The sequence below is a fragment of the Aeromonas sp. sif0611 genome (assembly GCF_019218845.1).
GTDB lineage: Bacteria > Pseudomonadota > Gammaproteobacteria > Enterobacterales > Aeromonadaceae > Aeromonas > Aeromonas media.
Genome location: NZ_JAHUWU010000005.1, coordinates 268,912 through 280,758, shown reverse-complemented (window position 1 = coordinate 280,758; position 11,847 = coordinate 268,912). Strand labels below are relative to the sequence as shown.

At 59.5% G+C, this 11,847-nt stretch carries 12 protein-coding genes and 1 tRNA gene; 1 reads left to right on the top strand and 12 read right to left on the bottom strand.

Annotated features, from left to right (window positions below):
* Positions 1 to 55 precede the first annotated feature (55 nt).
* From KW824_RS14345 to rpsU, 5 genes are all read right to left on the bottom strand, one after another.
* Positions 56 to 132 (bottom strand) — tRNA-Ile (locus KW824_RS14345).
* A 190-nt stretch (positions 133 to 322) separates the two neighbouring features.
* Positions 323 to 2,218 (bottom strand): RNA polymerase sigma factor RpoD, encoded by a 1,896-nt coding sequence (gene rpoD, locus KW824_RS14340; RefSeq protein ID WP_305730020.1) that lies wholly within the window; start codon positions 2,216 to 2,218, stop codon positions 323 to 325.
* Between the two features lie 183 nt (positions 2,219 to 2,401).
* Positions 2,402 to 4,189 carry a DNA primase gene (dnaG, locus tag KW824_RS14335; protein ID WP_218410125.1) on the bottom strand — a complete coding sequence of 596 codons (1,788 nt, stop codon included), beginning with the start codon at positions 4,187 to 4,189 and terminating at the stop codon, positions 2,402 to 2,404.
* 88 nt (positions 4,190 to 4,277) lie between these two features.
* Positions 4,278 to 4,721 (bottom strand): GatB/YqeY domain-containing protein, encoded by a 444-nt coding sequence (locus KW824_RS14330; RefSeq protein ID WP_005331908.1) that lies wholly within the window; start codon positions 4,719 to 4,721, stop codon positions 4,278 to 4,280.
* Positions 4,722 to 4,736: 15 nt separating this feature from the next.
* Positions 4,737 to 4,952, bottom strand: coding sequence for a 30S ribosomal protein S21 (rpsU, locus tag KW824_RS14325; RefSeq protein ID WP_005309452.1), 216 nt, complete (start codon positions 4,950 to 4,952; stop codon positions 4,737 to 4,739).
* A gap of 179 nt (positions 4,953 to 5,131) precedes the next feature.
* On the opposite strand from rpsU, the gene tsaD reads away from it, so the two are divergent.
* Positions 5,132 to 6,145, top strand: a complete 1,014-nt coding sequence (gene tsaD, locus KW824_RS14320; protein WP_043131995.1) for a tRNA (adenosine(37)-N6)-threonylcarbamoyltransferase complex transferase subunit TsaD — start codon at positions 5,132 to 5,134, stop codon at positions 6,143 to 6,145.
* Positions 6,146 to 6,232: 87 nt separating this feature from the next.
* On the opposite strand, the gene rpoS is transcribed toward tsaD, so the two are convergent.
* The 7 genes from rpoS to ispF are packed head-to-tail and all read right to left on the bottom strand — an operon-like array spanning position 6,233 to position 11,813.
* Positions 6,233 to 7,216 (bottom strand): RNA polymerase sigma factor RpoS, encoded by a 984-nt coding sequence (gene rpoS / locus KW824_RS14315; RefSeq protein ID WP_043131996.1) that lies wholly within the window; start codon positions 7,214 to 7,216, stop codon positions 6,233 to 6,235.
* A gap of 46 nt (positions 7,217 to 7,262) precedes the next feature.
* Positions 7,263 to 8,327, bottom strand: coding sequence for a LysM peptidoglycan-binding domain-containing protein (locus tag KW824_RS14310; RefSeq protein WP_043131997.1), 1,065 nt, complete (start codon positions 8,325 to 8,327; stop codon positions 7,263 to 7,265).
* 9 nt (positions 8,328 to 8,336) lie between these two features.
* Positions 8,337 to 8,918 (bottom strand): YqaA family protein, encoded by a 582-nt coding sequence (locus tag KW824_RS14305; RefSeq protein ID WP_043131999.1) that lies wholly within the window; start codon positions 8,916 to 8,918, stop codon positions 8,337 to 8,339.
* Positions 8,915 to 9,583, bottom strand: a complete 669-nt coding sequence (locus KW824_RS14300) for a protein-L-isoaspartate(D-aspartate) O-methyltransferase (protein WP_205598792.1) — start codon at positions 9,581 to 9,583, stop codon at positions 8,915 to 8,917. The genes KW824_RS14305 and KW824_RS14300 overlap by 4 nt, the downstream gene beginning before the upstream one ends.
* On the bottom strand, positions 9,537 to 10,298 hold the full coding sequence (surE, locus tag KW824_RS14295) for a 5'/3'-nucleotidase SurE (protein WP_042648740.1): 762 nt from the start codon (positions 10,296 to 10,298) through the stop codon (positions 9,537 to 9,539). Before surE ends, KW824_RS14300 begins: the two co-directional genes overlap by 47 nt.
* Positions 10,279 to 11,337: a tRNA pseudouridine(13) synthase TruD gene (truD, locus tag KW824_RS14290; protein ID WP_182788983.1), complete on the bottom strand. Its 1,059-nt coding sequence runs from the start codon at positions 11,335 to 11,337 to the stop codon at positions 10,279 to 10,281. The genes surE and truD overlap by 20 nt, the downstream gene beginning before the upstream one ends.
* Positions 11,337 to 11,813 carry a 2-C-methyl-D-erythritol 2,4-cyclodiphosphate synthase gene (ispF, locus tag KW824_RS14285; RefSeq protein ID WP_182786447.1) on the bottom strand — a complete coding sequence of 159 codons (477 nt, stop codon included), beginning with the start codon at positions 11,811 to 11,813 and terminating at the stop codon, positions 11,337 to 11,339. Before ispF ends, truD begins: the two co-directional genes overlap by 1 nt.
* Positions 11,814 to 11,847 lie beyond the last annotated feature (34 nt).

Below are 11,847 nucleotides of genomic sequence, written 5' to 3'. Positions count from 1 at the left end.
GGAATCCTAATGAAAAGAGGGTTAGCGGATACTATCACGCTAACCCTCTAGAATTTGGTGGCCCCTGCCCGACTTGAACGGGCGACCAATCGATTATGAGTCGACTGCTCTAACCAACTGAGCTAAGGGGCCATGATGTTGGTTTTGCGGCGTGGATTATAGGGGATGCAGGATAAGCCGTCCATAGGCAGATCAACCACTTGGCGAGTTTTTGTCCATCTATCACCCAATCTGTGCTCCGGAGCAACCATAGCGCCAAACCGGATAAAACAAAGCCCCGCGTGGCGGGGCTTTTGAGACTGCTCAGGGAAAAGCCTCTGGACTATTCGTCCAGGAAGCTACGCAGCACTTCCGAGCGGCTCGGGTGGCGCAGCTTGCGCAGCGCCTTGGCTTCGATCTGACGAATACGCTCACGGGTGACGTCGAACTGCTTGCCCACTTCCTCGAGGGTGTGGTCAGTGTTCATGTCGATACCGAAGCGCATACGCAGTACCTTGGCCTCACGAGCGGTCAGGCCAGCCAACACTTCGCGGGTGGCGTTGCGCAGGCTCTCGCTGGTGGCGGCATCGGCTGGCAGCGCCAGGGTGGTATCTTCGATGAAGTCGCCCAAGTGGGAATCTTCATCATCACCGATGGGCGTCTCCATGGAGATGGGCTCTTTGGCGATCTTCAATACCTTGCGGATCTTGTCTTCCGGCATGCCCATGCGCATGGCCAGCTCTTCCGGGTTCGGTTCACGACCCATCTCCTGCAGCATCTGACGGGAGATACGGTTGAGCTTGTTGATGGTCTCGATCATGTGTACCGGGATACGGATGGTACGGGCCTGATCCGCGATGGAGCGGGTAATGGCCTGACGGATCCACCAGGTAGCGTAAGTCGAGAACTTGTAGCCACGACGGTATTCAAACTTGTCTACCGCCTTCATCAGACCGATGTTGCCCTCCTGGATCAGATCCAGGAACTGCAGACCGCGGTTGGTGTACTTCTTGGCGATAGAGATAACCAGACGCAAGTTGGCCTCGACCATCTCTTTCTTCGCACGGCGGGCCTTGGCCTCACCAATGCTCATGCGACGGTTGATGTCCTTGATCTGGGCGATCGACAGACCGGTCTCTTCTTCGATCTGCTGCAGCTTGCCGATGGCACGCAGCACGTCTTCGTCCATCTCGACCAGACGCGGAGACCAGGCTTTGCCAGCCTGTTTCTGGTATTCAAACCAGGCAGTCTCACACTCGTTGTTGGTGAAGGCCGCGACGAAGGTCTTCTTCGGCATCTTGGCCTGCTCAACGCAGAGCTTCATGATGATGCGTTCCTGCACGCGAACCCGTTCCATCATCTCGCGCATGTTGTTGACCAGACGATCGAACTGTTTGGGCATCAGGCGGAATTGACGGAACACATCGGCCAGCTGGGCGATAGCGGCCTGGGTATCGTCGTGGGCACGACCATTCTTCTGAATGGAGAGACGGGTGACTTCGTACTGGGCACGCAGTTCACCGAACTTCTCGCGGGCGACTTCCGGATCCGGACCACCGTCCCCGTCGTCGTCGGAGCTGTCGCCGTCTTCGTCTTCATCCTCGTCTTCATCTTCGTCTTCGTCAGCGAGATCGTCTTCACTGAGTTCGGAGCCGATGTGGGTGGCGGTCGGCGCCACGTCGTCCGCTTCGTTCGGATCGATAAAGCCGGAGATGATGTCGGACAGACGCAGTTGCTCGGCTTCGTACTTGTCGTACTGTTCGAGCAGGTAAGTAATGGCTTCAGGGTACTCGGCAACGGAGCTTTGTACCTGATTGATACCGTCCTCGATCCGTTTGGCGATGTCGATTTCGCCTTCACGGGTCAGCAGTTCGACGGTACCCATTTCCCGCATGTACATGCGGACGGGATCGGTCGTGCGACCAATCTCAGATTCAACAGATGCCAGAGCCTGGGCCGCTGCTTCGGCAGCGTCCTCATCGGCGGTACCACCTTCGGCCATGATCAGATCATCGGCGTCCGGGGCGTTTTCCACTACCTGGATACCCATATCGTTGATCATCTGGATGATGTCTTCGATCTGGTCAGAGTCGACAATGTCTTGCGGGAGGTGATCGTTCACCTCGGCATAGGTCAGGTAGCCCTGTTCTTTACCTTTGGCAACGAGGAGTTTAAGCTGAGACTGCGGGGTTTGCTCCATAGAACTCATCCGGTTGGTGTTGCTAGGTTGCGCGTACAGTGCGCTGCTGCGCAAATAGCCAATTCTAATAGAAAACCGCCAGACATGCTATGTCTGGTTGCGGCGTCGGTCATGAGAAACCCCTGCCCGCAGTATTGTCGGGGCCAGGCGGTTATAAAATGTTTGCTTTTAATCCCGTCGATTCGGGCAACGGTATTCATATTGGGACTAATCACTCAAATATCAAGCCCCGCTCTCATTTCTTTTCTCAATCTGTACCTCTCTGATCAGCATCATCAGCTCCTGTGTTTCCTCAGAGCTTAGCCCTTCCTGAGCCACCTTGGCCTGCAATTCTTCGATTCGTTGCTTCAGAAACTGGTTGATGAAACCGACGAAGGTATCCTGCAATTCTCCCAGAATATCCGGCCCCTGGTCGAGCTTGATCTCTTCAAACAGGTCGTGCATGGCCAATTGAGCCAGGATCTCCCCCTCCTTGGTGCCACGCCAGTGCTCCAACAAGATGCCGGTAGTGATCCCTGGCTGAGTCAGGATCTGCTGATGCAGCTGCAACAGGAACTTGATGCCCTGCACCCGCAGTCCAGCCAGCTCCGGCATGGGGGGAAGCTCGGCCGTCACCGCCGGATATTGCACCATCAGAGCCAGTGCCCGGCGAATGGGGGTCAGCTTGGCGGCCTTGGGCTTATTGACTTCGCCCTTGGGCTGGCTATTGCGGGCAAACAGCTCGGCGATCCGCTGCTTGTTCTCCCCCCAACGCATCATGCTGGAGAGCCGGGTGATCAATCCTTCCCGGGTAAAGCCCTCCGGCACGCGACGGATCAGTTCGGCAGCCTTGTTGGCCACTTCAAACTTGCCCGCCTCACCAGAGAGGGCGGCATCACGCCCGAGACGCTCGAACATGAAATCGGCGAAGGGCTGGGCCTCGTCCAGCAAGGCCTCAAACCCCTCCTTGCCAATCTGGCGCACCAGCGAATCCGGATCTTCTCCATCGGGCAGGAACACGAACTTGAGTTCGCGCCCGTCCTGCAGATGGGAGAGTGCGTTGTCCAGCGCCCGCCAGGCCGCCTCACGGCCGGCGTTGTCACCGTCGTAACAGCAGACCACCTCGGCCGTGGTGCGAAACAGGGTGTGGATATGGTCGCTGGTGGTGGCGGTGCCCAGCGCGGCCACCGCATAGTCGATGTCGTACTGACCGAGCGCCACCACATCCATGTAGCCCTCCACCACCAGGATCCGGCGAGGATCCTTGTGTGCCTGCTTCACCTCGTAGAGGCCGAACAGTTCACGCCCCTTGTGGAAGATGGGGGTTTCCGGGGAGTTGAGGTACTTGGGAGTGCCGTCCCCCAGCACCCGGCCACCGAAGCCGATGACCCGGCCCCGCTTGTCACGGATGGGAAACATGATGCGATCGCGGAAGCGATCATAGCTGCCTGGGCCGCTGTCGCGGGGGATCAACATGCCGCCGGAGATAAGCAACTGCTCGTGATCCCGGCTGGACCCGAAACGGCGCCTCACCTGATCCCAGTCTCCCGGGGCATAGCCTATGTTGAAGCGCTTGACCACTTCACCGGTCAGACCGCGCCCCTTAAGGTATTCCACCGCCTGCGGCGCGTTCTTGAGATTGCTCTCATAGAAGCGGGCAATCTGATTCATCAGCTCGAACAGATCCTTGCTGACGGCAGGCTGAGAGCTTGCAGAGCCGCCTAGACTCTGCTCGCGGGGTACCTGCATGCCCTGCATGCTGGCGAGCTCTTCGATGGCGTCCGGGAATTCGAGTCCGTCGTACTCCATGACAAAGCCGATGGCATTGCCGTGAGCACCGCAACCGAAGCAGTGGTAGAACTGCTTCTCCTGACTGACGGTGAAAGAGGGGCTTTTTTCGTTATGAAAAGGACAACAAGCCTGATAGTTCTTGCCAGCCTTCTTCAGCCGCACTCGCGAGTCGATCAGCTCGACTATGTCTGTGCGTACGAGCAGATCATCGATAAAGGATTGTGGGATCCTGCCTGCCATAACCGTCCTGTTTCACTGCAGAGAAAATAAAAAAGCCGCGCATTCACAGGGAAGCACGGCTTCTTTCGACTAACAAGAGAAATGCCTGTTACGCCAAGCGGGTTTTCACCTGAGCACTGACGGCGCCGACATCGGCACGCCCCTGAATTTTCGGCTTCAAGACAGCCATGACTTTACCCATGTCCGCCATGACGGCAGCCCCACTTTCGGTGATGGCTTGCTCGATCAACACGGCAATTTCCTCTGCGGTCAGCTGTTGCGGCAGGAATTCCTGCAGCACCAGAATCTCGGCGGACTCTTTGTCGGCAAGATCCTGACGACCGGCAGCTTCAAATTGGCTGATGGAATCGCGGCGCTGTTTGACCATCTTGGTCACGACAGCGAGGATATCCTCATCATTGAGCTCGACACGGGTATCGACTTCACGCTGCTTGATTTCTGCCATCAACAAACGGATCGCTCCCAAGCGAGCCTTGTCTTTGGCCAGCATGGCGAGTTTTTGTTGATCCTTGAGTTGATCCTTCAGAGACACGGCATGATCCCCCGATTAGTACAGGCGGATACGACGTGCGTTTTCGCGGGACAGCTTCTTGGCGTGACGCTTGACGGCAGACGCTTTGGCACGCTTGCGAATGGTAGTCGGCTTCTCGTAGAACTCACGGCTACGAACTTCAGACAGGATACCGGCCTTTTCGCAAGAACGCTTGAAGCGACGCAGAGCAACGTCAAACGGCTCATTTTCACGGACTTTGATTACTGGCATGTGCCTTTCACCTCAGTGATATATGGTTAGCTGATCTTCAATCGATCAGCATGTCTTAAAATGGTGCGAAATTATACTCTGGACAGGGAATGAAAGTAAACCCGCAGAGATCGCTCTGGTTTAAAAAACCCGCGAAGGTTACCATAGCCGTCTCATTTTAGCAGTGAAATTTTTTAGCAATGCGTGTATTGGGCATAGAGACATCCTGTGACGAAACCGGGATCGCGATCTTCGACGATCAAAAAGGGATCCTTTCCCACCAGTTGTACAGCCAGGTCAAGCTGCATGCGGACTACGGTGGCGTCGTCCCCGAGCTCGCCAGCCGGGATCACGTCCGCAAGACGATCCCCTTGATCCAGGCCGCATTGCAAGAGGCGGGACTGGGTAAAGATGACATCGACGGCATCGCCTACACTGCGGGGCCGGGTCTGGTTGGCGCCATCCTGGTGGGGGCGACCATAGGCCGCTCCCTCGCCATGGCTTGGGGTAAACCCGCCGTGGCGGTGCACCATATGGAGGGCCACCTGCTGGCTCCCATGCTGGAGGAGCGGGCCCCCGAGTTCCCCTTCGTGGCGCTGCTGGTCTCCGGCGGTCACTCCATGCTGGTGCGGGTCGACGGCATAGGTAGTTATCAACTACTGGGAGAATCCATCGACGATGCCGCCGGCGAGGCCTTCGACAAGACAGCCAAGTTGATGGGACTGGACTACCCGGGCGGCCCTCTGCTCTCCCGTCTGGCCGAGAAGGGCACCACGGGACGCTTCACCTTCCCCCGCCCCATGACAGACAGACCCGGGCTCGACATGAGCTTCTCCGGCCTCAAGACCTTTGCCGCCAACACCATAGCCGCCAATGGTGACGATGAGCAGACCCGTGCCGACATCGCCCGGGCGTTTGAGGATGCTGTGGTCGATACCCTGGCCATCAAGTGCCGCCGCGCCTTGAAAGAGACCGGGCTCAAGCGCCTGGTAGTGGCCGGGGGTGTCAGCGCCAACCGTCATCTGCGCGCCCAGCTGGCCGAGCTGATGGAGAGCCTCAAGGGCGAGGTGTTCTATCCGCGCACCGAGTATTGCACCGACAACGGCGCCATGATCGCCTATGCCGGCATGCAACGCCTCAAGGCGGGCGTGTTCGAGCCGCTGGTCGTCAAGGCGGTGCCGCGCTGGCCGCTGGATACCCTGGATCCCGTGTGATCCCAAGGATCCTCTCGCAATGAAAAAGGGGCCTCTGGCCCCTTTGTTGTGACTGTCCTCGGCATAACAGCCGTCAGCTAGTTCGGATCAATTGGTTCTAAACAGGGCCTCGATGGAGAGCCCCTGTCCCAGCAGGATCTCCCGCAGGCGGCGCAACCCCTCGACCTGGATCTGGCGCACCCGCTCCCGGGTCAGGCCAATCTCAGCCCCCACGTCTTCGAGCGTCGCTGGCTCATAACCGAGCAGGCCGAAGCGGCGAGCCAGTACCTCACGCTGCTTGGGATTCAGCTCTTCCAGCCAGTGGACTATGCTGCTGCGCATGTCATCTTCCTGGGACTCCAGCTCTGGCCCCATGCCTCGCTCATCGGACAGGACATCGAGCAGGGCCTTGTCGCGATCGCCGCCGATGGGAGTATCCACCGAGGTGATCTTTTCGTTGAGCTTGAGCATGCGGTTCACATCGTCGACCGAGCGATCCAGCGCGAAGGCGATGTCTTCGGCGGTGGGTTCATGGTCTAGGCGGTGGGAGAGTTCGCGCGCGGTGCGCAGGTAGACGTTCAGCTCCTTCACCACATGGATCGGCAGCCGGATGGTGCGGGTCTGGTTCATGATGGCCCGCTCTATGGTCTGGCGGATCCACCAGGTGGCATAGGTGGAGAAACGGAAGCCGCGCTCCGGGTCGAACTTCTCGACCGCGCGGATGAGACCGAGGTTGCCCTCTTCGATGAGATCCAGCAGCACCAGGCCGCGGTTGTTGTAGCGCCGGGCAATCTTGACCACCAGGCGCAGGTTGGATTCGATCATGCGCTTGCGCGCGGCTTTGTCACCGCGCAAGGCACGACGGGCGTAATAGACTTCCTCTTCGGCGGTGAGCAGGGGGGAGAAGCCGATCTCCCCCAGATAGAGCTGGGTGGCGTCCATCACCTTGTTCAGTTCCGGCACCATGAGCTCATCGGAAATGGTCTCCTCAGCCTCGGCGGCAACCTCCTGAACCTCTTCTTCCTCCTGGGCCTCCAGCTCTTCGTCGAACTCTAACTCTGCATCCTGCATTACCAGTTGTTCTTGGCTCATGATATGTCTCCCTGACCTGAACCAGAGTAAGACCTAGCTCTCTGGGTTAACGCTTTGGCAAATAGCCCATCGGGTTGATTGACTTGCCTTTGTACCGGATTTCAAAGTGCAAGCGCACATCCGGCGCATCCGTGCTACCCATGTTGGCGATGACGGCTCCGCCTTTGACGGAGTCTCCCTCCCTGACCCTCAGCTCGTCGTTGTGGGCGTAAGCAGAGAGGTAGTCATCGTTGTGCTTGAGAATAATCAGCTTGCCGTAACCCCTGAGTGCACTACCCGCGTAGACCACTTTGCCGCCGCTGGCGGCGTAAACGGGTTGACCCTTCTGGCCGGAGATGTCGATGCCCTTGTTGCCCTGTTCTGCAACGGAGAAGCCTTCAACGACCCGTCCTTTCGCTGGCCAATGCCAGGAGAGAGTTGACTGGGAACTGATGTTTTTTTGTTCTTTCGCCTGAGCGTATGCTGTTGACGGTGCAGGAGCAATCGTTTTCTGAGCAATAAACGGTGTGGTCGTACCTGCCGGCGCCGTCGCCAGAGGTTTGGGACCTGTGCTGGTCACGACAGGCGTGGTTGCCGCCACCATCTGACCAGTCGAGGACCCCGCGCCCCCCACGTTGAGCACCTGGCCAACATGGAGTGAATAGGGTGCCTGCAGGTTGTTGCGCTGTGCCAGAGTCTGATTGGACACATTGAACTGGCGGCCTATGCTGCTCAGGGTATCGCCACGACGCACCTCATAGGTACCGTTGCCGCTAGTGACAGGGCGGCTCATCGCTATGCCGGTGCTGACCACAGCGCCGGAAGAGCCATCCAGCCTGAGCTGCTGGCCCGGATAGATGTTGTAGGGGGGGCTGATCCCGTTGAGGCTGACCAAGGATGCGACATCCATGCCCGAACGGAATGCGATGGAGTACAGGGTATCCCCCTTCACCACTGTGTAACTGCCACCCTGCATGCCCGAATTGGCCATGTTTTGACGAGTCGGGATGGTCGAGGCAATGGGGTCATTGCCCAGACTCTGTACCGGGGCAGCAGTCTTGCTGGAAGAGCAGGCAAGCAGTAGCCATGACAATACGATGACACTGCTTCCTTGCCAAACACGCGAACGCATAGTGGATCCTTAACGACTAAACCAGAAATAGGCCGCAATGGCCAAACCAATACAGAGCCAACCGAGCACATCCACATAGTGCATCAGCTTGCGCTCCATCTTCTCACCACCCCACCGCATCAGACCCGCTACCAGGAAAAATCGCATGCCTCGGCCGATCAGCGAGGTCAGGATAAAGGGCAGCAGTGCCATGTGGAGCAAGCCCGCCGTAACGGTAAACACCTTGTAGGGGATCGGCGTGAAACTGGCAATAAAAATCACCCAGACCCCCCACTGCGCAAACCACTGCTCGGCCAGCGCAATCTTGTCTTCATAGCCAACCGAGATCACCAGCGGCTGGACCACGGGTTCCCACAGGGCATAGCCAAGGGCATAACCAAACAGCGCCCCCAGCACCGAGAAGAGGGTTGCCAACCCGGCGTAGTGCCACGCCTTGTGTGGCTTGGCGAGCGCCATGGGGGCCAGCATCACGTCCACCGGAATAGGCCAGAACACCGACTCGATAAAGGCGGTGATGGAGAGATACCAGGGGGCGTGCTTGTGGCGGGCCCACTGCATCACCAGTACGTACAAACGGGAAAACAACTTCACTCCACATCTCCGTCAATCAGGGGAACAAAACGCACCGGCTCCAGGATCCGGCTGGTCAGCTGGGAGCCGGATCGCTCGATCAGCTGCAGAGTCTGCTGGCTATCCCCCACCGGCAGTACCAGACGCCCGCCTTCAGCCAGCTGATCGGTCAGGGCCTTGGGCACCTCGCTCGCCGCGGCCGTCACCAGGATGGCATCAAACGGCCCTTTGTTGGGCCAGCCCAGCCAGCCGTTGCCGTGCTTGGCCGAGACATTGTGCAGGTCGAGCTGGCGCAGCCGGCGCCGGGCCTGGAACTGCAGCGACTTGATCCGCTCCACCGTGTAGACATGTTCCACCAGGTGGGCCAGCACTGCGGTCTGATAGCCGGAGCCAGTGCCGATCTCCAGCACATGGGCCGGATCGTTCTGGATCAGCAACTCTGTCATCCGCGCCACTATGTAGGGCTGGGAGATGGTCTGGCCGTGGCCGATGGGCAGGGCCGTATTGTCCCAGGCCTTGTGGGCCATGGCTTCATCCACAAACAGCTGGCGCGGCACTTTCGCAATCGCCGCGAGCACGCGGAAATCACGAATGTCTTGGGCAATCAGTTGATTCAACAGGCGCTGTACTATCACAACGTCATCCCTGCAGATCCAGCCAGGCACCCAGACTCGCCAGACTGTCATAGGCAGTCATGTCGATGGTCAACGGGGTGATGGAGACATAACCCTGCTCGATGGCGGCGAAATCCGTGCCGTCTCCCGCATCCTGCTGGCTGCCGGGAGGGCCTATCCAGTAGATGGGCTGGCCACGGGGATCCTCGCTGCGGATCACCGACTCGGCGGGATGGCGGTTGCCAAGGCGGGTCACCCTGATCCCCTTGATCTGCTCGAGGGGCAGGTCCGGCACGTTGACGTTGAGGATCTGGTCGGCAGGCAGGGGATGTTTCATCAGCCCCTTCACCAGCAGGGCCGCGTAGTGGGCCGCCGTGGCGAAGTGGGTCTTGCCCACCAGAGAGATGGCGATGGAGGGGAAGCCAAGGTGACGCCCCTCGGTGGCCGCCGCGACCGTGCCCGAGTAGATGACATCATCCCCCAGGTTGGCGCCGTGGTTTATTCCGGCCACCACCATGTCCGGCTCCGGGCGCACCAACTCGTTGACCGCCAGGTGCACGCAGTCTGTCGGGGTGCCCTTCACCGCATAGCTCTCGCGGCCATTAAAGCCGGTTTCGCCAAGGCGCGTAACCCGCAGCGGCACTTCCAGCGTCAGGGAGTGACTCGCGCCGCTGCGGTTGCGATCCGGCGCCACCACAATGACTTCGCCGCAGGCAGTCAGCGCCTCGCTGAGGGCACGAATGCCCTCGGCATGTACTCCATCGTCATTACTGACCAGAATTCGCATCGGTTGGGTTCCTGAAACCGTGATCGGCCTCTTCGGCCTGCATTAACTCGCGCACCACGCTGGTGGCAAAGGCACCGGCCGGCAAGAAGAAGGAGATAGTCAGCACCTCGCCATCCTGCTGCCAGCTCATCTGCTCCGGCTTGAGCAGCAGTGGACGCCTGTCCTGATCCAGTCCAGCCTTCTCCAGTCCGTCACACCATTCGGCGTAAGGGGCCAGCACTGCCTGTTCAAACTCGGCGGCGGCACCCTGGCTCGCCAGTCGGCCACGGCCCCACTGGGGGGCGGTGAGCTGCACGTCGCCGGAGGCGAGGCGCGCCTCCAGCTCGGGAGTCAGCACCTCTTCACTGAAGATGGAGTGGCTGCCCCTCAGCATCACACAGTCACCGGCCAGCAGCTGGTGTGCCAGCCCCTGTTCGATGCGGGCGCTGACAATGGCGTTGAACAGCATGCTGCGGGCGGCGGAGAGATAGAGGGAGCGCTTGTTGCGATCCTTGATCCGCTTGCCGGCAAACATCGCCTTGGCCGCGTCCAGGTTGTTGCCATCCCGGCCAAAGCGCTGCTCGCCGTAGTAATTGGGCACGCCCTGAGTGGCGATGGCCTGCAGCCGGGCTTCCAGATCGCCTGCCTGTTCCAGACCGGTGAGGCGCAGGGTGAAATGGTTGCCCTTGAGGTAGCCAACCCGCAGCTTCTTGTTGTGGCGCTTGGCCTGCAGGATCTGGATGCTGTCGCTCTGGATGACAGAGAGATCCGGTTCGCCCTTGCCCGGCAGATGAATGCCGAACCACTGCTCGGTCACCGCGTGGCGATCCTTGAGACCCGCCCAGGTCACCGCATTGCGGTTGACGCCGGCCGCATCGGCCAGCAGACCCGCGACCCAGGCGGTGTTCTCGCCGGTTTTGCGCACCCGCACGAAGATGTGCTCCCCTTCCCCGCAGGGTTCGAAGCCGAGATCTTCATTCACCACGAAGTCGGCGGCCTCGGCCTTGAGGATACCGCGGGCGACCGGCGCCCCGTGCAGATAGCTCAGCTGTTCCAGCATCATTGTTTCACCAGTAAGACGACGGCTTCGGTGGCGATCCCTTCCTTGCGCCCCGTAAACCCGAGTTGTTCTGTGGTGGTCGCCTTGACATTCACCCGGTTCAAATCACATTGCAGATCGGCCGCCAGCACGGCGCACATGGCCTCGATATGGGGTGCCATCTTGGGAGCCTGGGCGATGATGGTCACATCCAGGTTGCCGATGGCATAGCCCGACTTCTGCACCCGGGCAAAGACGTCCCGCAGCAGGATGCGGCTGTCGATCCCCTTGAATTCGGCGGCGGTATCGGGGAAGTGACGGCCGATGTCGCCGGCGCCTATGGCCCCCAGCAGGGCATCGCTCACCGCATGCAGCACGACGTCGCCGTCGGAGTGGGCCAGCAGGCCTTGCTCATAGGGTACCGGGACGCCACCCAGCATGCAGGGGCCAACCCCGCCAAACTTGTGCACGTCAAAACCATGTCCAATTCGCATCATGCCTGATCCCCCCTCAATACACAGAAATCTGTCT

What these genes read in the sequence shown, in the direction of transcription:
- dnaG (WP_218410125.1), bottom strand. Translation starts at nt 4,189, where the DNA reads ATGGCAGGCAGGATCCCACAATCCTTTATCGATGATCTGCTCGTACGC.
- rpsU (WP_005309452.1), bottom strand. Translation starts at nt 4,952, where the DNA reads ATGCCAGTAATCAAAGTCCGTGAAAATGAGCCGTTTGACGTTGCTCTG.
- tsaD (WP_043131995.1), top strand. Translation starts at nt 5,132, where the DNA reads ATGCGTGTATTGGGCATAGAGACATCCTGTGACGAAACCGGGATCGCG.
- rpoS (WP_043131996.1), bottom strand. Translation starts at nt 7,216, where the DNA reads ATGAGCCAAGAACAACTGGTAATGCAGGATGCAGAGTTAGAGTTCGAC.
- KW824_RS14310 (WP_043131997.1), bottom strand. Translation starts at nt 8,327, where the DNA reads ATGCGTTCGCGTGTTTGGCAAGGAAGCAGTGTCATCGTATTGTCATGG.
- KW824_RS14300 (WP_205598792.1), bottom strand. Translation starts at nt 9,583, where the DNA reads ATGACAGTCTGGCGAGTCTGGGTGCCTGGCTGGATCTGCAGGGATGAC.
- surE (WP_042648740.1), bottom strand. Translation starts at nt 10,298, where the DNA reads ATGCGAATTCTGGTCAGTAATGACGATGGAGTACATGCCGAGGGCATT.
- truD (WP_182788983.1), bottom strand. Translation starts at nt 11,337, where the DNA reads ATGCTGGAACAGCTGAGCTATCTGCACGGGGCGCCGGTCGCCCGCGGT.
- ispF (WP_182786447.1), bottom strand. Translation starts at nt 11,813, where the DNA reads ATGATGCGAATTGGACATGGTTTTGACGTGCACAAGTTTGGCGGGGTT.